General features: G+C 70.1%; 28 protein-coding genes. 20 read left to right on the top strand and 8 right to left on the bottom strand.

Annotated elements, in window-relative coordinates:
* Nucleotides 1–24 precede the first annotated feature (24 nt).
* Entirely contained in the window at nucleotides 25–1,257 is a 1,233-nt protein-coding gene (locus JJ691_RS27095; RefSeq protein WP_249227039.1) for an AAA family ATPase, read from the top strand.
* An 18-nt stretch (nucleotides 1,258–1,275) separates the two neighbouring features.
* Complete coding sequence (locus JJ691_RS27090; protein ID WP_211762453.1) at nucleotides 1,276–1,842, top strand: MarR family winged helix-turn-helix transcriptional regulator; 567 nt, start codon at nucleotides 1,276–1,278, stop codon at nucleotides 1,840–1,842.
* A 91-nt stretch (nucleotides 1,843–1,933) separates the two neighbouring features.
* Here JJ691_RS27090 and JJ691_RS27085 read toward each other — a convergent pair whose 3' ends face one another.
* The 3 genes from JJ691_RS27085 to JJ691_RS27075 are packed head-to-tail and all read right to left on the bottom strand — an operon-like array spanning nucleotide 1,934 to nucleotide 5,068.
* Nucleotides 1,934–2,779, bottom strand: a complete 846-nt coding sequence (locus JJ691_RS27085; protein WP_249227038.1) for a fumarylacetoacetate hydrolase family protein — start codon at nucleotides 2,777–2,779, stop codon at nucleotides 1,934–1,936.
* Nucleotides 2,776–3,651: a catechol 1,2-dioxygenase gene (locus tag JJ691_RS27080; RefSeq protein ID WP_211762451.1), complete on the bottom strand. Its 876-nt coding sequence runs from the start codon at nucleotides 3,649–3,651 to the stop codon at nucleotides 2,776–2,778. Before JJ691_RS27080 ends, JJ691_RS27085 begins: the two co-directional genes overlap by 4 nt.
* The gene (locus JJ691_RS27075; protein ID WP_211762450.1) at nucleotides 3,644–5,068 is read right to left on the bottom strand and encodes an aldehyde dehydrogenase; all 1,425 of its coding nucleotides are present in this window, start codon (nucleotides 5,066–5,068) and stop codon (nucleotides 3,644–3,646) included. The genes JJ691_RS27080 and JJ691_RS27075 overlap by 8 nt, the downstream gene beginning before the upstream one ends.
* A 118-nt stretch (nucleotides 5,069–5,186) precedes the next feature.
* Here JJ691_RS27075 and JJ691_RS27070 point away from each other — a divergent pair, with 118 nt between their 5' ends.
* The 4 genes from JJ691_RS27070 to JJ691_RS27055 are packed head-to-tail and all read left to right on the top strand — an operon-like array spanning nucleotide 5,187 to nucleotide 10,633.
* Nucleotides 5,187–6,503: a glutamine synthetase family protein gene (locus JJ691_RS27070; RefSeq protein ID WP_211762449.1), complete on the top strand. Its 1,317-nt coding sequence runs from the start codon at nucleotides 5,187–5,189 to the stop codon at nucleotides 6,501–6,503.
* Nucleotides 6,487–7,848 carry a pyridoxal phosphate-dependent decarboxylase family protein gene (locus tag JJ691_RS27065; protein ID WP_211762448.1) on the top strand — a complete coding sequence of 454 codons (1,362 nt, stop codon included), beginning with the start codon at nucleotides 6,487–6,489 and terminating at the stop codon, nucleotides 7,846–7,848. The genes JJ691_RS27070 and JJ691_RS27065 overlap by 17 nt, the downstream gene beginning before the upstream one ends.
* Before the next feature lie 10 nt (nucleotides 7,849–7,858).
* Nucleotides 7,859–9,367: a phytoene desaturase family protein gene (locus tag JJ691_RS27060; protein ID WP_249227037.1), complete on the top strand. Its 1,509-nt coding sequence runs from the start codon at nucleotides 7,859–7,861 to the stop codon at nucleotides 9,365–9,367.
* Between the two features lie 48 nt (nucleotides 9,368–9,415).
* On the top strand, nucleotides 9,416–10,633 hold the full coding sequence (locus JJ691_RS27055; protein WP_211762447.1) for a YDG/SRA domain-containing protein: 1,218 nt from the start codon (nucleotides 9,416–9,418) through the stop codon (nucleotides 10,631–10,633).
* Between the two features lie 54 nt (nucleotides 10,634–10,687).
* Here JJ691_RS27055 and JJ691_RS27050 read toward each other — a convergent pair whose 3' ends face one another.
* Both JJ691_RS27050 and JJ691_RS27045 read right to left on the bottom strand, forming a co-directional pair.
* Nucleotides 10,688–11,278, bottom strand: a complete 591-nt coding sequence (locus tag JJ691_RS27050) for a lytic polysaccharide monooxygenase auxiliary activity family 9 protein (RefSeq protein WP_211762446.1) — start codon at nucleotides 11,276–11,278, stop codon at nucleotides 10,688–10,690.
* A gap of 111 nt (nucleotides 11,279–11,389) precedes the next feature.
* Nucleotides 11,390–11,974: a TetR/AcrR family transcriptional regulator gene (locus tag JJ691_RS27045; RefSeq protein ID WP_211762445.1), complete on the bottom strand. Its 585-nt coding sequence runs from the start codon at nucleotides 11,972–11,974 to the stop codon at nucleotides 11,390–11,392.
* 75 nt (nucleotides 11,975–12,049) lie between these two features.
* Between JJ691_RS27045 and JJ691_RS27040 the strand changes: the two genes are divergently transcribed.
* Both JJ691_RS27040 and JJ691_RS27035 read left to right on the top strand, forming a co-directional pair.
* A complete protein-coding gene (locus JJ691_RS27040; RefSeq protein ID WP_211762444.1) occupies nucleotides 12,050–13,216 on the top strand; it encodes a thiolase family protein in 1,167 nt (388 codons plus the stop codon).
* Between the two features lies 1 nt (nucleotide 13,217).
* On the top strand, nucleotides 13,218–14,057 hold the full coding sequence (locus JJ691_RS27035; protein ID WP_211762443.1) for a 3-hydroxyacyl-CoA dehydrogenase family protein: 840 nt from the start codon (nucleotides 13,218–13,220) through the stop codon (nucleotides 14,055–14,057).
* 126 nt (nucleotides 14,058–14,183) lie between these two features.
* Here the strand turns inward: JJ691_RS27035 and JJ691_RS27030 are convergent, their stop codons facing one another.
* Nucleotides 14,184–14,975 (bottom strand): enoyl-CoA hydratase/isomerase family protein, encoded by a 792-nt coding sequence (locus JJ691_RS27030; protein WP_211762442.1) that lies wholly within the window; start codon nucleotides 14,973–14,975, stop codon nucleotides 14,184–14,186.
* Between the two features lie 63 nt (nucleotides 14,976–15,038).
* Here JJ691_RS27030 and paaZ point away from each other — a divergent pair, with 63 nt between their 5' ends.
* The 12 genes from paaZ (at nucleotide 15,039) to JJ691_RS26970 (ending at nucleotide 24,883) form a co-directional block, all read left to right on the top strand.
* Nucleotides 15,039–17,063: a phenylacetic acid degradation bifunctional protein PaaZ gene (gene paaZ, locus JJ691_RS27025; protein ID WP_211762441.1), complete on the top strand. Its 2,025-nt coding sequence runs from the start codon at nucleotides 15,039–15,041 to the stop codon at nucleotides 17,061–17,063.
* Nucleotides 17,060–17,995 carry a 1,2-phenylacetyl-CoA epoxidase subunit PaaA gene (gene paaA / locus JJ691_RS27020; RefSeq protein ID WP_211762440.1) on the top strand — a complete coding sequence of 312 codons (936 nt, stop codon included), beginning with the start codon at nucleotides 17,060–17,062 and terminating at the stop codon, nucleotides 17,993–17,995. The genes paaZ and paaA overlap by 4 nt, the downstream gene beginning before the upstream one ends.
* A complete protein-coding gene (gene paaB, locus JJ691_RS27015) occupies nucleotides 17,992–18,279 on the top strand; it encodes a 1,2-phenylacetyl-CoA epoxidase subunit PaaB (protein ID WP_211762439.1) in 288 nt (95 codons plus the stop codon). The genes paaA and paaB overlap by 4 nt, the downstream gene beginning before the upstream one ends.
* Before the next feature lie 10 nt (nucleotides 18,280–18,289).
* On the top strand, nucleotides 18,290–19,135 hold the full coding sequence (gene paaC / locus JJ691_RS27010; RefSeq protein WP_211762438.1) for a 1,2-phenylacetyl-CoA epoxidase subunit PaaC: 846 nt from the start codon (nucleotides 18,290–18,292) through the stop codon (nucleotides 19,133–19,135).
* Nucleotides 19,129–19,620: a 1,2-phenylacetyl-CoA epoxidase subunit PaaD gene (paaD, locus tag JJ691_RS27005; RefSeq protein ID WP_211762437.1), complete on the top strand. Its 492-nt coding sequence runs from the start codon at nucleotides 19,129–19,131 to the stop codon at nucleotides 19,618–19,620. The genes paaC and paaD overlap by 7 nt, the downstream gene beginning before the upstream one ends.
* Entirely contained in the window at nucleotides 19,621–20,673 is a 1,053-nt protein-coding gene (paaE, locus tag JJ691_RS27000; RefSeq protein WP_211762436.1) for a 1,2-phenylacetyl-CoA epoxidase subunit PaaE, read from the top strand.
* A 170-nt stretch (nucleotides 20,674–20,843) separates the two neighbouring features.
* The gene (locus JJ691_RS26995) at nucleotides 20,844–21,413 is read left to right on the top strand and encodes a hypothetical protein (RefSeq protein WP_211762435.1); all 570 of its coding nucleotides are present in this window, start codon (nucleotides 20,844–20,846) and stop codon (nucleotides 21,411–21,413) included.
* 44 nt (nucleotides 21,414–21,457) lie between these two features.
* The gene (locus JJ691_RS26990) at nucleotides 21,458–22,054 is read left to right on the top strand and encodes an ESX secretion-associated protein EspG (RefSeq protein WP_211762434.1); all 597 of its coding nucleotides are present in this window, start codon (nucleotides 21,458–21,460) and stop codon (nucleotides 22,052–22,054) included.
* 14 nt (nucleotides 22,055–22,068) lie between these two features.
* The gene (locus JJ691_RS26985; RefSeq protein ID WP_211762433.1) at nucleotides 22,069–22,845 is read left to right on the top strand and encodes a siderophore-interacting protein; all 777 of its coding nucleotides are present in this window, start codon (nucleotides 22,069–22,071) and stop codon (nucleotides 22,843–22,845) included.
* 76 nt (nucleotides 22,846–22,921) lie between these two features.
* Complete coding sequence (locus tag JJ691_RS26980; protein WP_249227036.1) at nucleotides 22,922–23,821, top strand: ABC transporter ATP-binding protein; 900 nt, start codon at nucleotides 22,922–22,924, stop codon at nucleotides 23,819–23,821.
* Entirely contained in the window at nucleotides 23,818–24,645 is an 828-nt protein-coding gene (locus JJ691_RS26975; RefSeq protein ID WP_249227035.1) for an ABC transporter permease, read from the top strand. The genes JJ691_RS26980 and JJ691_RS26975 overlap by 4 nt, the downstream gene beginning before the upstream one ends.
* A 37-nt stretch (nucleotides 24,646–24,682) precedes the next feature.
* Nucleotides 24,683–24,883, top strand: a complete 201-nt coding sequence (locus tag JJ691_RS26970; protein WP_211771738.1) for a helix-turn-helix transcriptional regulator — start codon at nucleotides 24,683–24,685, stop codon at nucleotides 24,881–24,883.
* Here JJ691_RS26970 and JJ691_RS26965 read toward each other — a convergent pair.
* Together JJ691_RS26965 and JJ691_RS26960 are read right to left on the bottom strand one after the other, a co-directional pair.
* Nucleotides 24,880–25,200: a winged helix-turn-helix domain-containing protein gene (locus JJ691_RS26965; RefSeq protein WP_211762432.1), complete on the bottom strand. Its 321-nt coding sequence runs from the start codon at nucleotides 25,198–25,200 to the stop codon at nucleotides 24,880–24,882. The genes JJ691_RS26970 and JJ691_RS26965 overlap by 4 nt on opposite strands.
* Nucleotides 25,197–25,619, bottom strand: a complete 423-nt coding sequence (locus tag JJ691_RS26960) for a hypothetical protein (protein WP_211762431.1) — start codon at nucleotides 25,617–25,619, stop codon at nucleotides 25,197–25,199. The genes JJ691_RS26965 and JJ691_RS26960 overlap by 4 nt, the downstream gene beginning before the upstream one ends.
* Nucleotides 25,620–25,661: the final 42 nt, after the last annotated feature.

Here is a 25,661-nt window from a genome sequence, read left to right as displayed (position 1 = left end):
CTCACCCGTGCCACACTCGATGGTGTGGGGGAGGACACGCTCGATTCGGCCGACGCGTGGCGGTTGGCCTCGGCGCTGGTGGCCCTGGTCGAGCACAGTCCGGACGCCGAGTGGTTCGGGGTGTCCGGCCCCGGACGCGGCCACCAGGACGTGATCGAGATGCTGGCCGCCGCCGAGCGGCTGGGCACCTATCAGCTCGGCTCGGTCGACTACAACACCGTCGCCGTCGGCCCGGACGACGTCACCGAAGCGGTGCAGCTCGGCCTGGTGGCCACGACCGCCCCGGACGGCGCACCCGTCGTGCTGTCGCTGCGTGGCCCCGGCGAACGCCACCCGATGCCCAACTGCTCGATGCAGATCCTTGCCGCGCAACGGGAATCGGCCACCGCCGTGCGGGATCGGGTGGACGAGCTGATGCGGCGGCACAACGCCTTCCGGGGCGCGGTGCTGCAACTGGACCTGAACGAGCACCGCGGCAACGAGCTCATTTCCTTCATGGTCCGACCGGAGCTGACCGCCGATCAGGTGGTTTTGCCCGATGGCGTGCTGGAGACCGTGGAACGGCACGTGGTCCGCAGCCGTGCGCACAACGACCGGCTCATCGCGCACGGCCAACACCTCAAACGCGGCGTGCTGCTGTACGGGCCGCCGGGCACCGGCAAGACCCACACCGTGCGCTATCTGCTGTCGCGGCTGACCGACGCCACGGTGGTCGTGCTGTCCGGCCGGGCCCTGCGGCTGCTGCCGGCCGCGGCGGCGATGGTGCGCCGGCAGCAGCCGTCGGTGCTGGTGATCGAGGACGTCGACCTGATCGCTCAGGACCGCTCCATCGGGCCGGCCGGCAGCGGTCCGCTGCTGTTCGAGCTGCTGAACCGGATCGACGGGGTCGACTCCGACGCGGACGTCACCTTCGTGCTCACCACCAACCGGGTCGACGTGCTGGAGCAGGCCCTGGCCGACCGGCCCGGCCGCATCGACCTGGCGGTGGAGATCCCCAAGCCCGGGCCCCGCGAACGTTTGCGGCTGCTGCATCTCTACGCCGCCGGCGTCGAGCTCGACCTGCCCGACCCGACCGCGCTGGTCGAGGCCCTGGACGGCGTCACCGCGTCGTTCGTACGCGAACTGATCCGGCGGGCCGTGCTGGACCAGATCCACAACGATCGCATCGTGCTGACCGAGGCCGTGCTGCGCTCGACCCTGGGGGAGTTGGCCTCGCAGCGGCACGAACTCACCAGCCGCATCCTCGGGCGGGCGTGATCGGGCTACGCTGGCCCCGTGACCGGCTATTACACGCTGCGCGAGACCGAGAAGGCCGTCGGCGAGCGCCTCGGCGGCCTGGAGATCGACGTCGAGGCCATGATGGCGCTGTCCAACCTGCACCGGACGGCGCTGGTGGTGCGCAACCACTTCGAGCAGTCCGTGCTGCGCGACGTGGACCTGTCGTGGACCGGTTTCGTGGTGCTGTGGGTGGTGTGGATCTGGGGCGACATCGAAACCCGCCACGTCGCCGAGGAGAGCGGCATCTCCAAGGGCACGCTCACCGGCGTCGCCCGCACCCTGGCCAACCGGGGGCTGCTCACCCGCACCACGCCCGCCGACGACCGGCGGCTGAGCGTGCTGTCCCTGACCGACCGGGGCAAGGCGCTGATGACCGAGCTGTTCCCGCGGTTCAACGCCGAGGAGGTGTACAGCCTGGAAGGGCTGTCCCAGCGGCGGATCGCCGAGCTGACGCGGGTGCTGCGGCACATGCTCAACCACTTCGAGCAGACCTCGACGGGCCGGCAGGCCGAGGTGCGCCAGGAAGTCCAGGCCAGCACCCTGCCCAACCTCGCCACCGGCTGACCCTCCGTAGCCGTATCTGAGTGTGGAAGGGGCCTTTCCTCTCACTTAACGAGAGGAAAGGTCCCTTCCTGACATCAGCGATGGCGCTGCGTCACCGGCGGGGCGGGCGGATGCCGCGGAACTCCCAGTCGCCGCCGAGCGCCGTCGACAGCACCTCCTCGGATTCCGTCGGCTGCGCGCCCACGTCGGCGCGGATGGCGGTCGGCCCGCTGACGATGTGGTTGCGCAGCACACCGAGCCCCTCGACCTCGACCTCCACGACGTCTCCCGGTTGCACCGGCCGGGAGTTGGCTGGGGTCCCCGACAACAGGACGTCGCCTGGGAACAGGGTGATGGTCCGCGCGATGTCGGCGACGAGGTAGTGCATGTCCCACTGCATCTCGTCGGTGCTGCCTTGCTGCTTGACCTCCCCGTTGACCCGGGTGGTCAGCGTCTTGCCGCGGAAGTCCCAGTCGGTGACGAGCCCGGGACCCAAGGGACACAAGGTGTCCGAGCCCTTCACCCGCAGCATCGAGCCGGCGTCGGTGTCCCGGAAGTCGTGCAGGCCGTAGTCGTTGGCCACGGTGTAGCCGCGGATGTAGTCACCGGCCTCAGCGGGCGCGATGTTGCGGCAGGTGCGGCCGATGACGATGGCGACCTCGCCCTCGTAGTTCAGCCACTGGCAGCCCTCGGGCCGCACCACCGCGCCGTCGTGAGCGTTCAGGGCCGACGTCGGCTTGTGGAAGTACGTCGGCGCGGGCGGGAGCTTGGTCTGGAACTCCTCGACCCGGCTGCGGTGGTTCAGGTGCACCGCGACGATCTTCGACGGCTGGCACGGCGGCAGGTGTACCGCGTCGTTCACATCGACTGTCCGCCCGTCCGGGGCGATCAGCCTCTCGTCCACCCGGGTCACCTCGACGGCCGCGCCGTCGAGCAGGATCCTGCGGTACTCGGTCACGTCCATCCCTTCGCCGGCCGGTCGAACCAGATGTGCACCTGGCCGGTGCCGATCGCGTTCTCGTACTCGCTGAACAGCCGCCCCGGGGCCCGCCAGGCCCGCTCGCCGAGCGCCCCGGCCAGCATCAGGTAGTGCCCGAAACCGGCCTCGGGCCTGAACTCCTCGAACTCCGGCATGGTGTCCAGCACGCTGGCGTGGTCGCCGCGGCGCAACCAGTCGATGCGCACGAGGTCCGCCTTCGCGGCCTCCGGGGTGCGGATGTGCTCCATGCCGCTGGCCTCGTGCCGACGAAGCTCGCGCAGCGGCCAGAACCGGTGGCTGAGCGCGCCCGAGGCGATCAGCAGCACCTTGCGGTCGCAGTCGGCTATGCCGGCGGCCAGCGCCCGGCCCAGCCGCAGGTTGTCCTCGACGTCGGCGGTCTGGCAGACGCCGATGGACACCCAGCGCTTGTCCGGCACGCCCAGATACCGCCACAGGTTCACGGTGGCGTAGTGGATCGGCAGGTGCTGGTCGTCGATCGGGGTGATCCACGTGCCGTGTTTCTCGCCGTGTACGGCGACGGCGTTGGCCAGCTCCGGGTCGCCCGGGAAGTCGTACGGGATACGGCACATCCCGCGCGGCAGCTCCTCGGACGTGAACAGCCCGGCCCGGCGGCTGTGGGCCGTGACGACGAACTCCACGGTGGTGGCCCAGTGCGAGTCCAACACCACCACCGTGTCGTAGTCGAGCCGCTCGAACACCTCTTCGCGGAGCCGCCGCAGGCCGGCGACGAGAGTCGTGTCCCGGCCGTTGTTCAGCTCCCGGCGCTCGCGCGCCGGCAACATGATCGTCGGCACGTGCGAGAGCAGACCCGCTCCGACGACTTCACCCATGCGGCCACCCCGTGACTGTGTTCCTGATGTCGCAGTAGAAATCGAAGCTCCAGTGGCCGCCCTCGCGGCCGATGCCGGACTCGCGGCTGCCGCCGAACGGCGCCCGTAGGTCCCGCACGAAGAAGCAGTTCACCCACACCGTGCCGGCGACCAGCTCGTCGCTGACCCGCCGGGCCCGGTCGGCGTCACCGGTCACCAGGGTCGCGGCCAGGCCGTAACGGGTGTCGTTGGCCATCGTGACGGCCTCGTCCTCGGTGCGGAAGGTCTGGATCGTCAGCACCGGGCCGAACACCTCCTCGGTGAGGATCTCGCTGCCCGGTTGGATGTCGGCCAGCAGCGTCGGCCGATAGTAGAGGCCGCCGAGCTCGGTGTTGGGGCCGCCGCCGAGCAGCACCCGTGCGCCGTCGGCCCGGGCCCGCTGCACGAAGGCGTCGACGCGCTCCAGCTGCCGGCGGTGGATCAGCGGGCCGATGTCCGTGCCGGGGTCGCGGGGATCGCCCTGGCGCAGGGCGTCGGCCCTGGTCAGGAAGCCGGCGATGAACTCGGCCGCGACCGACTCCTCGACCAGCAGCCGCACCCCGGCCAGGCACACCTGGCCCGAGTTGTCGTACTGCTCAACGGCCAACTGAACCGCCAGGTCCAGGTCGGCGTCGGCGAACACGATCAACGGCGACTTGCCACCCAGCTCCAGGGAGGCCGGCACCAGGTTGGCCGCGGCGGCCTGGGCGATGGCCCGCCCGGTCGGCACCGAGCCGGTGAAGCTGATCCGGCGCAGCTTCGGGCTGTTCACCAGGTGCTGGCCGGTCTCCACGCCGTAGCCCTGGACCACGTTGAACACGCCGTCGGGCAGGCCGGCCTCGGCGGTGATGTCCGCGAGCAGCGAGGCGGTCAGCGGCGACCACTCTGCCGGTTTGAGCACCACGGTGTTGCCGGCGGCCAGCGCCGGGGCGATCTTCCAGCTGGCCAGCATCAGCGGCGCGTTCCAGGGCGTGATCAGCGCGCAGACGCCGGCCGGGTCCCAGCTGACGTGGTTGGTGTGGCCGCGGGTGTCGAAGTCGGGGTGGCGGACCTCGTCGACCAGCCAGTCGGCGAAGAACCGGAAGTTGTGCACCACTCGGGGCATCACGCCGCGCACGTGGGAGCGCAGCAGCGCGCCGTTGTCGTCCGTCTCGACCGCGGCCAGTTCGTCGAGGCGCTTCTCCACGCCGTCGGCGATCTTGTGCAGCTGCTCGGCGCGCTGCTCGCGGGTGGTCCTGCGCCAGTGCTTGAAGGCCTTCTCGGCGGCGTCGACGGCGAGGTCGACCTCGTACGGACAGGCCCGGGAGACGTGCGCGAGCACCGAGCCGTCGATGGGGGAGATGTCGTCGAAACGCACCGGCGACGTGACTCGCCGGCCGTCGATCCAGTGGTCGACCATGCCGTCTCCGATTATCGTTTGTATCCAAACGGTACCGACGTCGAGTGGCCCGGTCAACGCCTTGTTGGCCGCTGGGGGCGGCGCTATGGTTCGGAGTCAAACGACGGAGGGTGGGACGATGGCAGCGCAGGCCGACCGCGTCGTGGCAGAGCTGACCGCCAAGGGAGTCGACGTGGTGCGCGTCGTCTTCCCCGACCTGATGGGCACCGAGCGCTCCAAGGAACTGCTGGTCGAGCAGCTGCCCGCCGCCGTCGACCGGGGCGTCGCGTTCTGCCGGGCCGTCTACCACACCAGCCCGCTCGGCGACACCGTGCCGGTGCCGGGTGGCCTGGACGCCGGGCTGCCGGACATCGACATCGTGCCGGACCTGGACACCCTGGCCGTGGTGCCGTGGGAGCCGGGCGTGGCCACCTGCATCGGCGACCAGCGCGGCGGCGGCGAGTCGCCGCGGGCCGTGCTCGGCCGGATCGTCGCCGGGCTGGCCGAGTCCGGGCTGCGGCCAGTGGTCGGCCCGGAGATGGAGTACTACCTGTGCGTGCCGGCCGGGGCCGGTTTCACGCCGTACTCGCCCGAGCCCGGCAACGTCTACGTCAGCGGCACCCGCGGCGACCCCGAGCTGCACCTGATCCGCACCATCCGGCGGCTGCGCGACTTCGGGCTCGGTGTGCTCGGCGGCAACCACGAGTACTTCCCGGGCCAGTTTGAGATCAACCTCGCGCACTCCGGGGCGCTGGACGCCGCCGACCGGGCCTTCCGGTTCAAGGCCGCGGTCAAGGACCTGGCCCGCCGCGACGGCCAGCTCGCCACCTTCATGGCCAAGCCGTTCAACGAACACGGCGCGTCCGGCTTCCACGTGCACGTGTCGCTGGCCGACGCGGCCGGCTCCAACCTCGGTGCCGACGAGTCCAGCCCGCACGGCATGAGCCCGCTGCTGCGGCACGCCCTGGCCGGCGTGCTCCGGCACGCGCCGGCGCTGACCGCCCTGACCAACCCGACCATCAACTCCTACAAGCGTTTCGGCCCCGACACGCTCGCGCCGTGGCTGATCGACTGGGGTCTGGACAACCGCAGCGCCATGGTCCGCGTCCCGCCCGACCGCGGTGCCGGCACCCGCATCGAGGTGCGGCTGCCCGACGCGTCGGCCAATCCCTATCTCGTCAACGCCGGCGTGCTGGCGGCCATGCGGCTGGGCATCGAGGACGGTTCGGAGCCGCCCGAGCCGTTGGAGGGCTACGGCTACGACGCCGCGCGCACCGCCGTGCTGCCGATGTCGCTGACCGCCGCGCTGGCCGCGCTCGACGGCGATTCGGAGCTTCAGTCCTTGCTGGGCAAGGACTTCGTGACCTCGTACAGCGCGCTCAAGCGGGCCGAGATCGCCCGGTTCGAGCAGTGGGTGACCGATTGGGAGTTTCGCGAGTATGCCTACCACATCTGAGCAGTTGCGGCCGTGGCTGGAGCGGGTGTTGGCCAACCACGAGTCGTGGGCCGCCGAGTTCGGCGCGTTCGCCCAGCACGACTCGCTGGCGGTCAAGGACGGCGACGTGGCCGCCGCCCTCGACGAGCTGGCTCTGCGGCTGCGGGACAACTATCCGTTCTTCCATCCCCGCTACGCCGGGCAGATGCTCAAGCCGCCGCACCCGGTGGCGATCGCCGGCTACGCCGCCGCGATGCTCATCAACCCCAACAACCACGCCCTGGACGGCGGTCCGGCCACGGCCAAGCTGGAACGGGAGGTCGTCCGCCAGCTGGCCGGGATGTTCGGCTATGACGAGCACCTCGGGCACCTGACCTCCAACGGCACCATTGCCAACCTCGAAGCCCTCTACGTGGCAAGGGAAATCCATCCCTCGCGGGGGATCGCGTACAGCGCGGAGAGCCACTACACGCATTCCCGGATGTGCAAGCTGATCGGCGTCACCGGACACGCCGTCCCCGTCGACGGCGCCGGCAAGATGGACCTGGACGCCCTGGAGTCCTTGCTGCGCACCGGAAAGATCGGCACCGTCGTCGTCACCGCCGGCACCACCGGGCTCGGTGTCGTCGATCCCGTGCACGAGGTTGTCGCGCTGCGCTCACGCTACGACTTCCGGATCCACGTCGATGCCGCCTACGGCGGGTTCTTCAGTCTCATCGCCGGCACCGAGGGCATCGATCCCTTGCCGTGGCAGGCGATCCGGCAGTGCGACTCCGTTGTGGTCGATCCGCACAAGCACGGCCTCCAGCCCTACGGCTGCGGCGCCGTCCTGTTCGCCGACCCGTCCGTCGGCCGCTTCTACGTGCACGATTCGCCTTATACCTACTTCACTTCCGACGAGCTGCACCTCGGCGAGATCAGCCTCGAGTGCTCCCGCCCCGGCGCCGCCGCCGCGGCCCTGTGGCTCACCCTCAAGATGCTGCCGCTCCGGGCCGACGGTCTCGGCGCCGTCCTCGCCGCCGGCCGCCGCGCCGCCGTCCGCTGGCACTCGCTCATCGAGCAGTCCGATCGACTCGTTCCGTTTCAGCGGCCAGAACTCGACATCGTCACCTATTTCCCGGCCGAGCCCACGCTTTCCGCCATCGACGCCGGCTCCGAACGCATGATGCGGGACGGCATGTCGGCCGCCGAGGACCCGGTTTTCCTCAGCGTGCTCCGCGCCAACGCCGAGGCCTTCGCCCGCCGGGGCATCGCCGCCGTCGCCGACATCGACGGCGCCCGCGTCGTGCGCAGCGTGCTGATGAAGCCCGAGTCCGAGGACTATCTGGGTAGGCTGCACGAGAGGGTTGTCGCGCTGGCCGGATAGGAGTCGCCTGGTGGACGTCGTCATCGTCGGTGGTGGGCACAACGGCCTCGTGGCCGCCGCATACCTGGCTCGGGCCGGCAAGTCCGTCCTGGTCCTTGAACGCCTCGACTCCGTCGGCGGCGCCGCCGTCTCCTCCCAGCCCTTCCCCGGCGTCGACGTCCGCCTCTCGCGCTACTCGTACCTGGTCAGTCTCTTGCCTCGCAAGATAATCACCGACCTCGACCTGCCCATTACCCTGCTGCGCCGCCGGATGTCCTCCTACACCCCCGTCGGCTCTCGGGGCCTGCTCATCGACACCGAGGACCCCGCCCGCACTTCCCGGTCCTTTGTGGACCCCGCTGACTTTGCCGCCTGGCAACGCTTCTACGTCATGACCACACGCGTAGCCGAACGGGTCTTCCCCACCCTTACGGAACCCCTGCCCAACAAGGCTTCCCTACGAGCTGTGGTCGACGACGACGAGGCCTGGCAGTCCTTGTTCGAGGAGCCCATCAGTTCCGTCATCGAACGCAACTTCCGCGACGACACCGTTCGCGGCGTCGTCCTCACCGACGCCCTTATCGGCACCTTCGCCTCCGCCGACGATCCTTCCCTTCTGCAGAACCGGTGCTTCCTCTACCACGTCATCGGCAACGGCACCGGCTCTTGGGACGTCCCCGTCGGTGGCATGGGCTCCGTTACCGCTGCCCTCTCCCATGCCGCCCTCTCCGCCGGCGCCCAGATCCTCACCGGCGCCACCGTCACCTCCATCACCCCCGACGGCGAAGTCTCTTACACCACCGGCGATTCCTCCCACACCGTGCGCGGCTCCCATGTCCTCGTCAACGCTTCCCCCGCCGAGCTCGCCCATCTCCTCGGCTCCGTCCCCCCACCCCCTGCCGAGGGCGCCCAGCTCAAAGTCAACATGGTCCTCCGCCGCCTGCCCCGCCTCCTCGACTCCACCGTGGACCCCCGGGACGCCTTCGGCGGCACCTTCCACGTCAACGAGTCCTATTCCCAGCTGGCCAAGGCTTTCGCCGAGGCCTCCGCCGGCCAGATCCCGTCCCTACCGCCGTGTGAGATCTACTGCCACTCGCTGACCGACCCCTCCATCATCGGCTCCGGCCCCGGTGAGCTCGGCCTCCACACCCTCACCCTCTTCGGGCTCCACATGCCCGCCCGCCTCTTCACCGCCGACAACCCCGCTGCCCGCTCCCAGGCCCTCTCCGCCACCCTCGCCTCCCTCAACCAGGTCCTGGCCGAGCCCATCGAGTCGTGCCTGCTGCTCGACCCTTCCGGCCACCCGTGCCTGGAGGCCAAAACCCCCGTCGATCTCGAAGACTCCCTCCGCCTCCCCGGCGGCCACATCTTCCACCGGGACCTCTCCTGGCCCTACTCCGACGATTCCCACGGCTCCTGGGGCGTCGAAACCCCCCACCCCCGCATCCTCCTCTGCGGCGCCGGCGCCCTCCGCGGCGGCGGCGTCAGCGGCATCCCCGGCCACAACGCCGCCATGAAAATCCTCACCGCCGAGCGGTGATCCAGCTAACCTGGCCAGCTGACCCAAAACTCCGTGAGGGGGAGCGAGTTGGACTGGCCGAAGGTCGTCGACGCTATTGAGGTAACCACCGGCACCCCCGACCGCAACGCAGCCCTGGTGTTGCTCTGGTCGATTAGTCAGGCCCGATTTGGTCGGACGCGCACCGTGCCGTGGTCCGAGGCGAGCTCGGAGTTGGCAGACCTCTTTTCCCAGTATGGCCTGCCGGATACGGGCCCAGCGTTCGCCGGTCTAGCGCCAGCGCAGCTGTGGGACGCGACAGGTGGCCTCCCCGAAGACGTCTACCAGACCATGGCTAAGGATGCTGGACAGCGCCAGCAGTTGGTTGACCTCATTGCCGCGAAGTTCTTTACCCGCAGCACGGCGGACGAGCTCCTGGCCAGCCTGGGGCTCGCCGCCACCTGGAAGGGGTATGGGCCGGTACCTGGAATCGAGGTCGGGAGGTGGTTCCGGAGGCGAGTGGATGCCGCGGATACCAAGGTGCACCGGCCGCTGCAAAACGGCATCTGTGGCACTCCCCAGCTTGGCTGCGAGTCGATAGCGATTGTTGGCGGCTACGAGGATGACGTCGACAACGGCGACGAGATCATCTACACCGGTGAGGGCGGTCGGGACCCGAAGACCGGCAAGCAGAACGCCGACCAGAAGCTGGAAAGAGGCAACGCTGCCCTGGCGACCAGCGTGCGGACCCGGAATCCGATTCGTGTGCTTCGTGGATCAACTAAGGCCGGGTACACATACGCTGGACTCTTCTTGGTCGAAGACTTCTGGCGGGCCAAGGGCAAGTCGGGGTTCTGGATCTGGCAGTTCCGTCTGACTGCCGTGGATTCGGCTCCGCCGACGGAGCCAGTTGCGCCGAGGGGAAATGCCCGGCCCGGTCGTCGTGTCAGCCACGCCGAGCGATTGCTCCGGTCGGCGATGGTCGCGGAGTGGGTGAAAAAGGTCCATGACCATCGCTGTCAGTTCTGCAACGAGCGCTACGACACGCCGGCCGGTCCCTACGCGGAGACTGCGCACATCCGGCCGCTGGGTGGCAAACACGCCGGGCCGGATCTGGTCGAAAACGCACTCTGCCTCTGTCCGACCCACCACAAGCTTTTTGACCTCGGTGCCTTCATCATCACCGACGATCGCATCGTGATGGATGTGATGGCGCGTCGACCGTTGGGGCCGCTGACCGAGGTGGGGCCGCATCAGATCGATCTCCAGTACGCCGCTTATCACCGTGAGCTGCGCCCGGCGCCGTAAAAGCGTGGCTCCTGCCCAACGGCAGGGGTGTCGGGCAGGAGCCACGGGCCGACGTCAGAAGGTGACGTCGGCGCAGGAGTAGAAAGCGTTGCCGGTGTCGGCTATGTCCCAGACGCCGAGGATGAGGTGGCGGCCGGATTTGCCGGCGGGGAGCTTGCCGGGGATGGAGACGTCACCGGAGGGGCGCTGGCCGTTCCAGTTGGAGACGAGGAACGGGGTGGGGTCGAGGGCGGCCCGGGTGAGGGGCTTGGTGGGGTCCCAGCCGTTCTTGGTGACGAAGTAGCGGAAATCGGTGGTGGCGTGGATGGCGGTGAAGTGCCAGGTGAAGGTGTAGGCGGCCCCGGAGGTGAGCTTGGTGGCGGGCCAGGTGCCGTTGCGGGGATCGTCGAGCTGGGCGAAGCGGGCGATGCCGCCGGCGCAGATGGCGCCGTCGGCGGGGCCGGCGGCGGGGAAGTTCTTGGGCCCCTCGACGGACTGGGGCTCGTACTGGATGTCGCCGCAGTTCGTCACGATGCCTTGGGCGCACAGGGAAGAGCGGCTGACGGGGTTGGTGGTGTAGCCGTGGGCCTGGGCGGCGCCGGCGAACAGCACGGGCAGGGCGACGGCCAATGCGGCGAGCACGGGTAAAGCGAACCTCTTGCGCATGAACAGCCCCCATGGGGTCGGCAGGGATCAGGCGCGGCGGCCGAAGTGGTATAGACCACTTGCGGCTTCAGTATGGTGCCGTGACGAAAACCGTCGCAACGTCCGATTGGGCTACCGGGTTCGCAGGCCGTCGAAGGCGATTGTGCACACAGCGTCAGCGATCGAGGCGCCGGAGCGGGGGCGGTACCACTCGATCAGCGAGTTGACCATGCCGAACAGCAGACGGGCGGTCACGGCGGGGTCAACATCGGTCCGCACGTCGCCCTCGGCCTCCGCCTGCTTGACGAGGTCGGTGACGAGGCGGTCGAACTCCTTGCGCCGGGTGACGGCGGCGCGCTCGATCCTGGTGTTGCCGCGGGCCCGCAGCAGCAGGGTGACGAACGGCAGCCGGTCGACGAGCACGCCGACGCTGCCCCGGACGACATGCTCGAGCCGGTCGATGGCCCGCCCGTCCATGGCGGCGGCCTCGTCGGCGACGGCGAACAGGCCGTCCAGCGCCCGGTCCATGGCCAGCCGCAGCAGTTCCTCCTTGCCGCTGACGTGGTGGTAGATGGCGGACTTGGTGATGCCGAGCTTGCGCGACAGCTCCTCCATCGAGGTGGCCTCGTACCCGCGCTCGTTGAACACCTTCACCGCGACGGCGAGCAGCGACTCCTGGTCGTAGCCGGGCCGACCCCGGCGCGGAGCTGGCTCCACGGTGTCCTCCCACCCTTGCGAACTGACCGAATGGCCGGTTAATAATAGCGTGCCGACGCCCGAAGGAGAGCCGCCATGCCGGAAGTGTTCCTCGTCGACGGAGTGCGCACGGCGCAGGGCCGCTACGGCGGTGCGCTGGCCAAGGAACGCCCGGACGACCTGGCGGCGCTGACGGTGGCCGAGGTGGTCCGCCGGGCCAACGTCCCGGCCGACGTGATCGACGAGGTGATCCTCGGCGCGGCCAACCAGGCCGGCGAGGACAATCGCAACGTGGCCCGGATGGCGGTGCTGCTGGCCGGCCTGCCCGAGCACGTCCCTGGCTACACGGTGAACCGCTTGTGCGCCAGCGGGTTGACGGCGGTCGCCTCGGCGGCGCAGGCGATCCGCGCGGGGGAGGCGGACATCGTGGTCGCCGGCGGCGTGGAGTCGATGACCCGAGCCCCGTGGGTGATGGCCAAGCCGGGCACGCCGTGGGCCCGCCCGGGAGAGGTGAGCGACACGTCGCTGGGCTGGCGCTTCACCAATCCCAAGTACGACAAGCAGACCACGCTGTCGATGGGGGAGACGGCCGAGGAGGTCGCAGCCTTGGACGGCATCAGCCGCGAGGACAGCGACCTGTTCGCCTTCCGTAGCCACCAGAAAGCCACAAAAGCCATCGAGAAGGGCCATTTCGCCAAGGAAATCGTCCCGGTCGGCGACTTCGCCACCGACGAGGGCCCGCGGCCGACGACCACTGTGGACAAACTGGCCACGCTGAAGACGGTGTTCCGCAAGGACGGCGTGGTCACGGCCGGCTCCTCGTCCCCGCTGTCGGACGGCGCGGCGGCGCTGGTGCTGGCCAGCGAGGAAGCGGTGAAACGGCACAACCTCACGCCGCGGGCCCGGGTGGTCGCCAGCGCCTCGGCCGGCGTCGCGCCGCACGTGATGGGCCTGGGTCCGGTGCCGGCGACGGAGAAGCTGTTGTCCCGCACCGGACTTCGGATCGACGACCTGGACGCCGTCGAGCTCAACGAGGCGTTCGCGGTGCAGAGCCTGGCGGTGATCCGGCGGCTGAAGCTGGACGAGGAGAAGGTCAACGCCGACGGCGGCGCCATCGCGCTGGGTCACCCGCTGGGCTGCTCGGGCGCGCGGCTGGTCGTCACCCTGTTGGGGCGGCTGGAGCGCGAGCGCGGCCGGCGCGGCCTGGCTACCTTGTGCGTCGGGGTCGGTCAGGGTGTGGCAATGCTCGTGGAAAGGGTCTGACGTGCGGGTAGCGGTGGTCGGCGGCGGCCGGATGGGGTCCGGCATCGCCCAGGTGTTCGCCACGGTGGGCGCCGAGGTGACGGTGGTGGAAAGCGACACCATCGCCGCCAAGGCCGCCTTGACGCGGGTCGAGACGGGCCTGCGCCGCGCCGCCGAGCGCGGCAAGCTGGAGGGCACGCCGTCGCAGGTGCTGTCCCGGATCGACTTCGTCACGGAGATCCCGGCGCTGCCCAAGAACGCCGACCTGGTGGTGGAGGCGGTGCCGGAGGCCCCGGAGCTGAAGGTCCGTGTGCTGACGGCGGTGGAGCTGGCGGTGTCCACCGAGACCGTGGTGGCCACCAACACCAGTTCGCTGTCGGTGGCCGAGCTGGGCGCCGTGCTGGTGCACCCGGGCCGGTTCGTGGGCATGCACTTCTTCAACCCGGTGCCGGTGTCCAAGCTGGTGGAGATCGTGTTGGGCCCCAACACCCGGGACGACGTGCGGGACAAGGCCCTGGCGTGGGTGAAGCTGCTGGGCAAGGCCGACGTGGTGGTCCGCGACTCGCCCGGCTTCGCCACCAGCCGGCTGGGCGTGATGCTGGGCCTGGAGGCGATCCGGATGCTGGAGGAGGGCGTCGCCGACGCGGAGTCCATCGACCGGGCCATGGAGTTGGGCTACGGCCACCCGATGGGCCCGCTGCGCTCCACCGACCTGGTCGGCCTGGACGTGCGGCTGGCCATCGCCGAGTACCTGGAGCGCACGCTGGGCGACCGGTTCGCCCCGCCGAAGCTGCTGCGGGACAAGGTGGAGCGGGGCGAACTGGGCCGCAAGTCGGGCCAGGGCTTCTACGCCTGGAACTAGATTTGCAGGTCTTCAAGACCTACAAACGCTGTCCGCGGCGGTCGCTGACCGCCACAAACCCGGCGTGGGTTTGTGGCGGTTGACGGTGCCCGAAACCAGGGTTTGTGGTTCTTGGAGACACTCGAACTACTTGCCGTGGAAGGTGACGGGCTGCTTGGCCAGGAAGGACTCCACGGCGCCCTGGTGGTCGGCGGTCAGGCCCAGCCGGACCTGGGCCGCCGCCTCCGTGGCCAGCACGTCGGCCAGCGGGGGCTGGAAGCTCGCATGCAAGGCCGCCTTCGCTTCGGCGTAGGCGACGGTGGGACCGGCGGCCAAGCGGGACGCCAAGGCCTGGACCTCCTCAGCGAATGAAGCGTCCGGCACCAGCCGCCCGACCACGCCCCACTCCAGCGCCTGCGCGGCGGTGAAGGGCTGCCCGAGCAGCACCAGTTCGCTGGCCCGGGCCGCGCCGACGGCCCGCGCGAGCGTGGCCGAGAGGCCGGAGTCGCAGGTCAGGCCGATGGCGGTGAAGGCGGTGCCGAACTTGGCCGACTCGGCGGCGATCCTCAGGTCGCAGGCCAGGGCCAGGCCTAGTCCGGCGCCGACGCAGGTGCCGTTGACGGCGGCCAGCACCGGCTTGGGCAGGCTGGTCAGCGCGGACACGATCGGGTTGTAGTCGTCGACGACGATGTCCAGCGCCGTCGACGGGTCGGCCCGCAGCGCTGCGGCGTGCTCGGCCAGGTCCTGACCTGCGCAGAAGGCCCGTCCGGAGCCGGTGAGCACGACGGCGCGCACGGTGTCGTCGGTCCGGACCCGCTCGACGGCGGCCTTGAGGGCGTGCCGCATCTCGATGGTGAGCGCGTTGCGCCGGGCCTGGGCGTCCAGGGTGATGGTCGCGACTGCGCCGTCAACGTCGACCGAAACGGTTTCCCCATCCATGCGCACACGCTAGCATCTATACCGAACGGACGGTAAGTAATTCGGTCGCGAGAGGGTGCTGAGATGGCTCTGCTGCGCAGCTATGTCAACGGCCGGTGGCACACGCCCACGGTCGACGGCCAGCCGCTGCACGACGCGGTGACCGGCGAGGAGGTGTGCACGATCTCCTCGGCGGGCGTCGATTTCGCCGCCGCCCTCGAGCACGGCCGCCGGGTGGGCGGCCCGGCGCTGCGTGAACTGACGTTCCACCAGCGCGCCGCCCTGCTCAAGACGGTCGCCTCCATGCTGCGCGAGCACCGCGAGGAGCTGTACGCGCTGTCCGCGCGCACCGGCGCCACCAAGACCGACTCGATGGTCGACATCGACGGCGGCATCGGCGTGCTGTTCAGCTTCTCCAGCAAGGGCCGCCGCGAGCTGCCCAACGACACCGTCTACGTGGACGGCGACGTCGAGCCGCTGGGCAAGGCCGGGACCTTCCTCGGCCAGCACATCTTCACCCCGCTGCGGGGCGTGGCCGTGCAGATCAACGCCTTCAACTTCCCGATGTGGGGGCCGCTGGAGAAGTTCGCGCCGGCCTTCGTCGCCGGTGTGCCGTCGCTGATCAAGCCGGCCAGCCAGACCGCCTACCTGACCGCCCGCATGGTCGAGCTGATCATCGAGTCCGGGCTGCTGCCCGAGGGCTCCCTGCAGTTCGTCGCGGGCAGCGCCGGCGACCTGCTGGACCACCTGACTGAGCAGGACCTGGTCGGCTTCACCGGCTCCGCCTCCACCGCGCAGCGGCTGCGGTCCCACCCGGTCGTGGTGAACCGGTCGGTACGGTTCAACGCCGAGGCCGACTCGCTGAACTGCTCGATCCTCGGCCCGGACGCCAAGCCCGGCACCACCGAGTTCGACCTGTACGTGAAGCAGCTGGTCACCGAGATGACCGTGAAGGCCGGCCAGAAGTGCACCGCCATCCGCCGCGCCTTCGTGCCGGCCGAGCTCATCGACGCGGTGGCCGAGGCGGCGTCCGAGCGACTGGCCAAGGTCAAGGTGGGCAACCCGCTGGCCGAGGGCGTCCGGATGGGCGCGCTGGCCAGCCTTGAGCAGCGCGAGGAGGTCCGGCGCTCGCTGAAGGGTCTGCTGGAGGCCGGCCGCGTGGTGTTCGGCGACCCCGACAAGGTGGAGCTGGTGGACGCGGACGCCGCGAAGGGCGCCTTCATGTCACCGGTCCTGCTGCGCGCCGAGGACGCCGACCTGCCGCAGCCGCACGAGATCGAGGCGTTCGGCCCGGTCAGCACGCTGCTGCCGTACACCTCGACCGAGCACGTGATCGCGCTGGCTGCCCGCGGCCAGGGCAGCCTGGTCGGTTCGGTCGTCACCGGTGACGCCGACTTCGCCCGCGAGGTCGTGCTGGGCGTCGCCCCGTGGCACGGCCGCCTGCTCGTGCTGGACGCCGACGACGCCAAGGAGTCCACCGGCCACGGCTCCCCGCTGCCGATGCTGGTGCACGGCGGCCCCGGTCGGGCCGGCGGCGGCGAGGAGATGGGCGGCATCCGCGGCGTGCTGCACCACATGCAGCGCACCGCGATCCAGGCCAGCCCCAAGGTGCTCAGCAAGGTCACCAACCGCTGGGTGGCCGGCGCCGAGCGCGCCGTCGACGGCGTGCACCCGTTCCGGAAGTCGTTGGCGGAGCTGAGGATCGGCGACTCGGTGGTGGCCGGCCCGCGCCCGGTGACGCTGGCCGACATCGAGCACTTCGCCGAGTTCACCGGCGACACCTTCTACGCCCACATGGACGAGGAAGCGGCCAAGGCCAACCCGTTCTTCGAGGGCCGGGTGGCGCACGGCTACCTGATCGTCTCGTTCGCGGCCGGCCTGTTCGTGTCGCCGGAGCCCGGTCCGGTGCTGGCCAACTACGGCCTGGAGAACCTGCGCTTCCTGACGCCGGTCAACCCCGGCGACGAGCTGACCGTGACGTTGACCGCCAAGCAGATCACCCCGCGCGAGGCCAACGACTACGGCGAGGTCCGCTGGGACGCGGACGTGACCAACCAGGACGGCGACTCGGTCGCCAAGTACGACGTGTTGACCCTGGTGGCGAAATGACCGGTCTGGAGCAGCACTTCGAGGACACCATCGCGGCCGATCACCGGATCGAGCCGCGGGACTGGGTGCCCGAGGGCTACCGCAAGACGATGATCCGGCAGATCGCGCAGCACGCGCACTCGGAGATCATCGGCATGCAGCCGGAGGGCGACTGGATCACCCGCGCGCCTTCCTTGCGGCGCAAGGCGATCCTGCTGGCCAAGGTGCAGGACGAGGCCGGGCACGGGCTGTACCTGTACTCGGCGGCCGAGACGCTGGGCGCCGACCGCGGCGAGCTGACCGAGATGCTGATCTCCGGCCGGCAGAAGTACTCGTCGATCTTCAACTACCCGACGCTGACCTTCGCCGACGTCGGCGTGATCGGCTGGCTGGTGGACGGCGCGGCGATCTGCAACCAGGTTCCGTTGTGCCGCAGCTCCTACGGACCGTACGCGCGGGCGATGATCCGCATCTGCAAGGAGGAGTCGTTCCACCAGCGGCAGGGCTACGAGCTGCTGCTCACGCTGATGCGCGGCACCCAGGCCCAGCGGGACATGGTGCAGGACGCGGTGAACCGGTGGTGGTGGCCGTCGCTGATGATGTTCGGCCCGCCCGACGACTCGTCGCCGAACACCGCGCAGTCGATGGCCTGGAAGATCAAGCGGCACACCAACGACGAGCTGCGCCAGCGGTTCGTGGACATGAGCGTGCCGCAGGCCGAGAAGCTCGGCGTCACGTTCCCGGACCCGGACCTGAAGTGGAACGCGGAGCGGGAGCACTACGACTTCGGGCCGATCGACTGGGACGAGCTTAAGCGCGTGATCTCCGGCGACGGGCCGTGCAACGCCGAACGCATCGCCATCCGGCGCAAGGCACACGAGGACGGCGACTGGGTCCGCGAAGCCGCGATCGCCCATGCGGCAAAACAAGAGGGAAAGGCGGCGGTGGCATGAGCCGGAACAGTTGGCCGCTGTACGAGGTTTTCGTCCGCGGCAAGCGAGGCCTGAACCACGTGCACGTCGGATCGCTGCACGCGGCCGACGACGAGATGGCCGTGCACCACGCCCGCGACCTTTACACCCGGCGCAACGAGGGGGTCAGCATCTGGGTCGTGAAGGCCGCCGACATCACCGCGTCCAGCCCGGACGAGAAGGACCCGTTCTTCGAGCCCAGCGGCGACAAGGTGTACCGGCACCCGACGTTCTACGAGATCCCCGACGACGTCCCCCACATGTGAGCAGGCGGCCATGTTCGACAACGCCTACGAGGCACTGAGTTCCGAGGGCGACGCGCGCTGGGCTTTTGGCACCGGCTTCGCCGACCCGCTGTCCGGTGTGGACACCACCGTGCCGTCCGATGTGGACGCCGAGAAGCTGGCGGCCTACTGCCTGATGCTGGCCGACGACGCGCTGGTGATGTCGCACCGGTTGCAGGAGTGGTGCACGCGGGCGCCGGAGCTGGAGGACGAGGTCGCCCTGGCCAACATCGGGCTGGACCTGTTGGGGCAGGCCCGATTGCTGCTGACGCGGGCCGGCAAGGCCGACGGCAGCGAGCGTTCCGACGACGACTACGCGTTCCTGCGGGACGCGCCGGAGTACCGGAACGTGCGGCTCGTCGAGCTGCCGAACGGGGACTTCGCCTTCTCCATGGCCCGGCTGCTGGCGTTCAGCACCTGGCGGCTGTCCTTGTTGCAGCGCCTGGTGTTGTCGGCCGACCCGGTGCTGGCGGCGATCGCGGCCAAGGGCGTCAAGGAAGTCACGTATCACCGTGACTACTCGGCGCAGTGGGTGGTGCGGCTCGGTGACGGCACCGAGCTGTCGCACGAGCGGATGCAAGCCGGTCTGGAGGCCGTTTGGCCCTATGTCGGTGAGCTGTTCGCCGAGCATCCGTCCGACATGGTCGATCCGGCCCTGGTGCGCGACGAGTTCGACGCCGTGATCACCCAGGTGCTGGATGCCGCGAAGCTCAGCCGACCGGAATCCATCGGCACGGTTGAGGTTCTGGGTCGCAACGGCGCGCACACCGAGTCGCTGGCCGAGATGCTGGCCGAGATGCAGAGTGTGGCGCGGGCCCATCCGGGTGCGACATGGTGACCGCGCAGGCGGTCGCCGAGACGGTCACCGATCCCGAGCTGCCGATGCTGACCCTGGCCGAGCTGGGTGTGCTGCGGTCCGTCGTGGACGAAGGCGACCGGGTGGTCGTGGCCATCACGCCCACCTACACCGGTTGCCCGGCAATGGATGCGATGCGCGACGACCTCGATCACCGGCTGCACGAGGCCGGGTATCGGGACGTGGAGATCAAGGTCGTCCTGGAGCCGGCGTGGACCACCGACTGGATCACCGATTCCGGCCGGCGCAAGCTCGCCGAGGCCGGCATCGCCCCGCCCGGACCGGCCCCGCGCCAGCCCAGCGGACCGATTCCGTTGACCCTGGGGCCTTCCGTGCGGATGGTGTCGTGTCCGCAGTGTGGAAGTGCCGACACCGTCGAGCTTTCCGGGTTCAGCGCGACCGCGTGCAAGGCGCTGCGGCGGTGCCGGTCCTGCGCCGAACCTTTCGAGCACGTCAAGGAGATCTGAGTGGCCACCACGTTCCATGCGCTCACGGTGTCCGAAGTGGAGCGACTGTGCGACGACGCCGTCGCTGTCACCTTCGACGTGCCCGGCGAGCTGACCGACCTGTTCGCGTTCAAGCCGGGCCAGTCGCTGACCCTGCGCCGTGACGTCGAAGGCCGTGAGGAGCGGCGGTCGTACTCGATCTGCGCGCCGGCCGGGGCGAAGCCGCGGATCGGTGTGCGCGAGGTGCCCGGCGGCGCCTTCTCGCCGTGGCTGGTGCACGAGGTGCGGCCCGGCGACCGGATCGAGGTGCTGCCGCCGACCGGCTCGTTCAGCCCCGATCTCGATGTCCCCGGCCACCACGTGCTCATCGCCGCCGGCAGCGGCATCACGCCGATCCTGTCCATCGCGTCCTCGGTGCTGGGCAAGTCGTCGGCGACGCTGCTCTACGGCAATCGGCGCACCGACAGCGTGATGTTCGCCGACGAGCTCGCCGACCTGAAGGACGCCAACCGGGAGCACCTGGACCTGGTGCACGTCCTGTCCCGGGAACCCCGCGAGGCCGAGCTGTTCACCGGCCGGCTCGACGCCGACAAGCTGCGGGCCCTGCTGCCGGCGCTGCTCGACGTCGCCGAGGTCGACCACTGGTGGCTGTGCGGCCCGTACGGCATGGTCACCGACGCCCAGGACGTGCTCGCCGAGCTCGGCGTGCCGAGGGAGCGGGTGCACCAGGAGCTGTTCTTCGTCGACGACCTGCCGCCCGAGCCGGTCCGGCACATCGAGCCTGGCGTCGAGGGGCCAAGCTCCGCGGTCAAGGTCCAGCTCGACGGCCGGACCACCGACGTCACCCTGCCCCGCGACGTCACCGTCCTGGAGGGCGCGCAGCGGGTCCGCCCCGACCTGCCCTTCGCCTGCAAGGGGGGCGTCTGCGGCACCTGCCGGGCCCGCGTGGTCACCGGCGAGGTGGACATGCGCCGCAACTTCGCCCTCGAACCCGCCGAGGTCGCAGCCGGCTTCGTGCTGACCTGCCAGTCCTTCCCCGCCTCGGATGAGATCACAGTGGACTTCGACTCTTAACCCCAGAGAGTGCGAGGCCCCGCCGATGCTTCGCCCGGTTGCCGGATTTCGGCCGCCGCCCCCGACGTGCCCACCACCCGAGCTGGATGCGGCGGGCGAAATCTGGCAAGGGCGAGGCGTCGGCTACCCGGGGGCCGAGCCGCGCGCGGAACGCGCGCCAAAATAGCAGCGTGAGGCTCGCCAAGGCGGTCAGTGATGTGCTGGACCCGAAGAACGTGGTGGTCGCCGGGCTGGTGGTGATCGGCTGGCGCGCCGGCGGCCCGACCGGGCTGGCCTGGGCGCTGCTGGCGGTGGTGTTCGCCGGCGTGGTGCCGGGGGTGGTGATCCGGCTGGGCATCGCCCGCGGCAGCTGGCACGACCCGCACGTGCGGACCAGGCAGGCCCGCCTGGTGGTGATCCCGCTGGTGATGGTGTCGGTGGGCGGCTGCATCGCGCTGTTCGCGCTGCTGGGGGCGCCGCCGATCCTGGTCGGGGCGCTGATCGCGATGATGACGGTGCTGGTGCCGCTGTTCCTGGTGACGCTGGCCTGGAAGGTGAGCGTGCACGCGGCGGTGGGCAGCGGGGCCGTGACGGCGTTCGCGGCGCTGATCAGCCCGTGGTGGGCGCTGGGCTTCGCGGCGGTGGCGGCGGTGGGCTGGTCCCGGGTGGCGCTGCGGGAGCACACGGTGGCGCAGACGATCGTCGGGGCGCTGATCGGGGTGGTGGCGACGGGTTCGGCGATCCTCCTGCTCGGACAGTAAAGAGTCACGCCACGATCGGCCGCCCACGTGTCACGATGGCGGCCGTGGCACTGGAGTGCACGTTTGTCGAGCTCGACGCCTTGGGGGAGGCGTTGGGACTCGTGCTCCGCCGGTTTCCCTTCACCTTTCCGCACTACGGCAACGGCATCGACCGCACCGCGTTGCGGGCCGAGGTGGCGGCGAGTCTCGCGGAGCGGGGTTTGTTGCTGGACAACAGGGTCGCCTCGGAACTGCACGACACGCTGACGGTGTTCGGCACCGGGGAGCCGTCGATCGGCCTGCTGGGCACGTCCGGTGACGAGCAGTTGGCCGCGCTGGCGGTGTTCGGTGTGGACCAGGGGGTGCTCGCGGTCCGCCAGGAGGAGGGCGTCCGGTTCGACTTCGTGCCCAACGACAAGATCGTGCCGACGCTGGTCGACCACCTGCCGCCGATGCGGGGCGCGCTCGGCGAGCCGTACGGCCGGCCACGGCTGGGCGGCGGCTCGTTCCTGGTCGAGGGCCAGTCCATCGGCTGGGTGGACACGGTGGCGGGCCGGTACCTGGCGGTGACCAGCCGGGGCTCGGACGGCCGGCCTCGCATCGACTACTGGCCGGGGGACGCGGCGGCGCTGGAACAGCGGCTGCACTCGACTTTAGCTTAGGCTAACCTAAGCCAATGCTGAAGCAGTACAAGCTGGTCACGGTCACCGGCGCGCGCCAGGTCTCGCCGCGCACCCGTCGGCTCACCTTCGGCGGGCCGGAGTTGGCCGACTTCACCGACGTGGCGCCGGACCAGCAGGTCAAGCTGTTCTTCGGGCGCAACGGCGAGCCGCGGCCCTGGGTGCCGCAGCCGACCGGGGACGGCGACGTGATGCGCTGGTACCGGTCGTTCATGGCGATGCCGGAGACGAGCCGGCCGTGGATGCGGGCCTACTCGGTGCGTGAGCACCGGGCCGAGGCGTCCGAGATCGACATCGACTTCCTGCTGCACGAGGACGGCGGCCCGGCGACGAGCTGGGCCGCGGCCGCCGAGCCCGGCGACGTGGTCGGCCTGCTCGGTCCGTCGCCCAGTCAGCTGGCCGAGCCCGGCCCGTACGACTGGCGGCTGTTCGCCGGCGACCAGAGCGCGCTGCCGGCGATCGCCGCCTCGCTGGCCGCGCTGCCGGCCGGCGCGAAAGCGTTGGCCTACATCGAGGTCGCCGACGAGCGCGAGGTGCAGGAGCTGGTCGGCCCGGCCGATGTCGACGTCCGTTGGGTCCACGGTGGACTGGTCGACGCGGTCCGCGACGCCGAGTTCCCGGCCGGTCCGGTGTACGCCTGGCTGGCCGGCGAGGCCTCGGTGGTCAAGGCGCTGCGCCGGCACCTGATCGGCGAGCGCGGCCTGCCCCGGGACATGATCGCCTTCAGCGGCTACTGGCGGGTCAACGCCACGCAGGAGGAAATAGAGATGTGAGCTCGTCGCACCCCTTCCTCGGGATGTAGTACACCTGCTACATTCTGTCCGAGACATTGGACAAGGGGAGGGGTTCATGAGCGTGCTTGACGTTCGTGACCTGCGGATGCGCTACGGCACGGCCGATGTGCTGACCGGGGTCACGTTTCAGGCCCACCGGGGGGAGGTGCTCGCCCTGCTCGGGCCGAACGGGGCGGGCAAGACCACGACGATCGAGATCCTGGAGGGATTCAGGAAGCGCTCGGCCGGCGAGGTCAGCGTGCTGGGTGCCGATCCGGCGCGCGGTGATGAGAGGTGGCGCGCCAGGCTGGGCATCGTGCTCCAGACCTGGCGCGACCACCGCCACTGGCGGGTGAGCGAGCTGCTCGCGCACTTCGCCCGGTACTACCGGCCGTACCGCACGCCGTGGCCGACGGGCGAGCTGATCGAGCGGGTCGGTTTGGCCGCGCACGCCGACCAGCGGATCAGCACGCTGTCCGGCGGGCAGCGCCGCCGGCTGGACGTGGCGGTCGGCATCGTCGGACGGCCCGAGCTGCTGTTCCTGGACGAGCCGACGGCCGGCTTCGATCCGGAGTCGCGGCGCGATTTCCACGACTTCGTGCACGAGCTGTCCGACTTCGAGGACACCACCATCGTGCTCACCACGCACGACCTCGACGAGGCCGAGAAGCTGGCCGACCGGATCCTGATCCTGGCCGGCGGCAAGGTGATCGCCGACGGCTCGGCCGACGCCCTGTCGCGCCGGGTGGACGCCGCCGCCGAGGTGCGGTGGACCCGCAACGGCGAGCGGTTCGTGCACGCCAGCACCGAGCCGGCGGCGTTCACCAGGGAGCTTTTCGCTCAGTACGGCGAGGAGATCGTTGACGTCGAGGTGCGCCGGGTCAGTCTGGAGGACACCTACATGGCGCTGGTGCGGGACTTCGAGTCCGGCGCCGGCGAGGCGGCCGTGCGCCAGTTCGAGGAGGTGACCCGGTGAACGGAATCAGGCTCGGGTTGGTCCGCGGCCGCATCGAACTGCGGCACATGCTCACCACGCCCTCGGAACTCCTCCAACTGTTCCTGCCGATGGTTGTTTTCATGGTCGTCATCGCGTTCCTGCGTTACGTGCCGGTGGGCGGCAGCACCGTGTCGCTGGGCGCGGTGATAATGACCGGCGTGCTCGGCTCCAGCCTGTGCTCCAGCGGCCTGACGCTGATGACCGCGGCGCTGGCCGCCGACCGGGATGACGGCACGCTGCTGCGGGCCAAGGCGCTGCCCAACGGCATGCCGGCCTACCTGACCGGGCGGACCATGACCGCCTCCGCCTTCTCGCTGGCCAGCATCGCGGTCATGGTGGTGTACGCGTTGCTGCTGTTCGACGACGTGGGCTCGCGTGGCGCCGGCGGCTGGCTCAGGTTCGTGGTGGTGGTCGTGCTGGGGCTGCTGGCCACCCTGCCCATCGGCGCCGTGCTCGGCTCGCTGTTCCCCAACGCCAAGGCGGCCGGCGTCATCGCCATCCCGATCCTGGCGCTGACCGGCATCTCGGGCATCCTGTTCCCGATCACCGTGTTGCCCGAGTGGGTGCAGTGGATCGCGCAGGTGTTCCCGATGTACTGGCTGGGCCTGGGAATGCGCTCCTCGCTGCTGCCCGACTCGGCACTGGTGGTGGAGATCGGACACTCGTGGCGGGCTTGGCAGACCTTCGCCGCCCTCGGCGCGTGGGCCCTGCTGGGGATCGTCCTGGCCCCGATCGTGGTGCGGCGGATGACCCGGCGCGGCACGGGTGCCCGAATCGGAAAGGCGACACAGCGAGTTGGGTGAGGCACGGACGACCGAGACGGTGCACAACCGCATCGCCATGCTGCGGGCCGAGCGGGGCATCAGCCGCCGCCAGCTCGCCGAGGCGCTGGGCGTGCACTACCAGACCGTCGGCTATCTCGAACGCGGCGAGTACAGCGCCAGCCTTTACCTGGCGCTGCGCATCGCCGAGTACTTCGAGGTGCCGGTCGAGGTCGTCTTCTCCACCACGCCGTTCCCCCGCATCGGCAGCGACGTCTAGGCCTGGTCCGACCGGGTCACGGGGGTGCTGGCGACGATGGTCCGCAGCGTCTCGACGTGACCGTCGAAGGCCTGCCGGCCCTCGGGGGTCAGTGACAGCCAGGTGCGGGGGCGCTTGCCGACGAAGCCCTTGCGGACGTAGACGTAGCCGGCCCCTTCCAGCACGCGGATGTGTTGGGACAGCAGGGATTCACTGACCTCGAGGGTTTCGCGCAGCGCCTTGAACTCGGCCTCCCCGGTGGCGGCCAGCGCGGCCATCAGCGAGAACCGGACCGGGGTGTGGATGCGTTCGTCGAGCTGGTGTCGGGGATGGGTCATCGGCGCACCCGCAGCCAGACGCGGCCGGCCTCGGCGAACACCGGGATCGCCACCACCACGCCCATCAGTGCCCACCAGCCCACCACGTGGTCCAGGTAGGTCGGCCCGAACCAGGTCACCGCGGCGACGTAGAGCACCGTCCACGGCACCGCCCAGCGCAGCGCGGCCCGCCGGCTGGTCGGACGCACCGCATGCCGGGACTTCCACCAGCTCATGGCGGCCACCGCGGCCACCGCGACCAGGCTGAACGCGATCCCGGACCAGTTCCCGCGCACGGCCGGCAGCCAGCTCACGATGCCGATGGTGAACAGGCCGTACCCGGCCAGCAGCGCCGGGTACCAGCGGCCGGCCCGGCGGATCCGGACCTGCGCCTGCTCGGCCTGTCCCAGCATCGCGACCGGGTCGGTTTCCTCACGCATGGTCATCTCCAACGTGCACAGTGGGACAGAAGTAGATTAATG

The sequence above is a fragment of the Kutzneria sp. CA-103260 genome (genome assembly GCF_018263855.1).
Classification (GTDB): Bacteria; Actinomycetota; Actinomycetes; order Mycobacteriales; family Pseudonocardiaceae; genus Kutzneria.
The sequence above is the reverse complement of the archived record's forward strand: the minus strand, read 5'-3'. Positions and strand labels throughout refer to the sequence as shown.

Coding starts and splice junctions, on each gene's coding strand:
- JJ691_RS27080 (WP_211762451.1), bottom strand. CDS start 3,651: ATGGGTGAAGTCGTCGGAGCGGGTCTGCTCTCGCACGTGCCGACGATC.
- JJ691_RS27075 (WP_211762450.1), bottom strand. CDS start 5,068: ATGGTCGACCACTGGATCGACGGCCGGCGAGTCACGTCGCCGGTGCGT.
- JJ691_RS27070 (WP_211762449.1), top strand. CDS start 5,187: ATGGCAGCGCAGGCCGACCGCGTCGTGGCAGAGCTGACCGCCAAGGGA.
- JJ691_RS27065 (WP_211762448.1), top strand. CDS start 6,487: ATGCCTACCACATCTGAGCAGTTGCGGCCGTGGCTGGAGCGGGTGTTG.
- JJ691_RS27050 (WP_211762446.1), bottom strand. CDS start 11,278: ATGCGCAAGAGGTTCGCTTTACCCGTGCTCGCCGCATTGGCCGTCGCC.
- JJ691_RS27040 (WP_211762444.1), top strand. CDS start 12,050: ATGCCGGAAGTGTTCCTCGTCGACGGAGTGCGCACGGCGCAGGGCCGC.
- JJ691_RS27030 (WP_211762442.1), bottom strand. CDS start 14,975: ATGGATGGGGAAACCGTTTCGGTCGACGTTGACGGCGCAGTCGCGACC.
- paaZ (WP_211762441.1), top strand. CDS start 15,039: ATGGCTCTGCTGCGCAGCTATGTCAACGGCCGGTGGCACACGCCCACG.
- paaA (WP_211762440.1), top strand. CDS start 17,060: ATGACCGGTCTGGAGCAGCACTTCGAGGACACCATCGCGGCCGATCAC.
- paaB (WP_211762439.1), top strand. CDS start 17,992: ATGAGCCGGAACAGTTGGCCGCTGTACGAGGTTTTCGTCCGCGGCAAG.
- paaC (WP_211762438.1), top strand. CDS start 18,290: ATGTTCGACAACGCCTACGAGGCACTGAGTTCCGAGGGCGACGCGCGC.
- paaD (WP_211762437.1), top strand. CDS start 19,129: ATGGTGACCGCGCAGGCGGTCGCCGAGACGGTCACCGATCCCGAGCTG.
- JJ691_RS26985 (WP_211762433.1), top strand. CDS start 22,069: ATGCTGAAGCAGTACAAGCTGGTCACGGTCACCGGCGCGCGCCAGGTC.
- JJ691_RS26980 (WP_249227036.1), top strand. CDS start 22,922: ATGAGCGTGCTTGACGTTCGTGACCTGCGGATGCGCTACGGCACGGCC.
- JJ691_RS26970 (WP_211771738.1), top strand. CDS start 24,683: ATGCTGCGGGCCGAGCGGGGCATCAGCCGCCGCCAGCTCGCCGAGGCG.
- JJ691_RS26965 (WP_211762432.1), bottom strand. CDS start 25,200: ATGACCCATCCCCGACACCAGCTCGACGAACGCATCCACACCCCGGTC.
- JJ691_RS26960 (WP_211762431.1), bottom strand. CDS start 25,619: ATGCGTGAGGAAACCGACCCGGTCGCGATGCTGGGACAGGCCGAGCAG.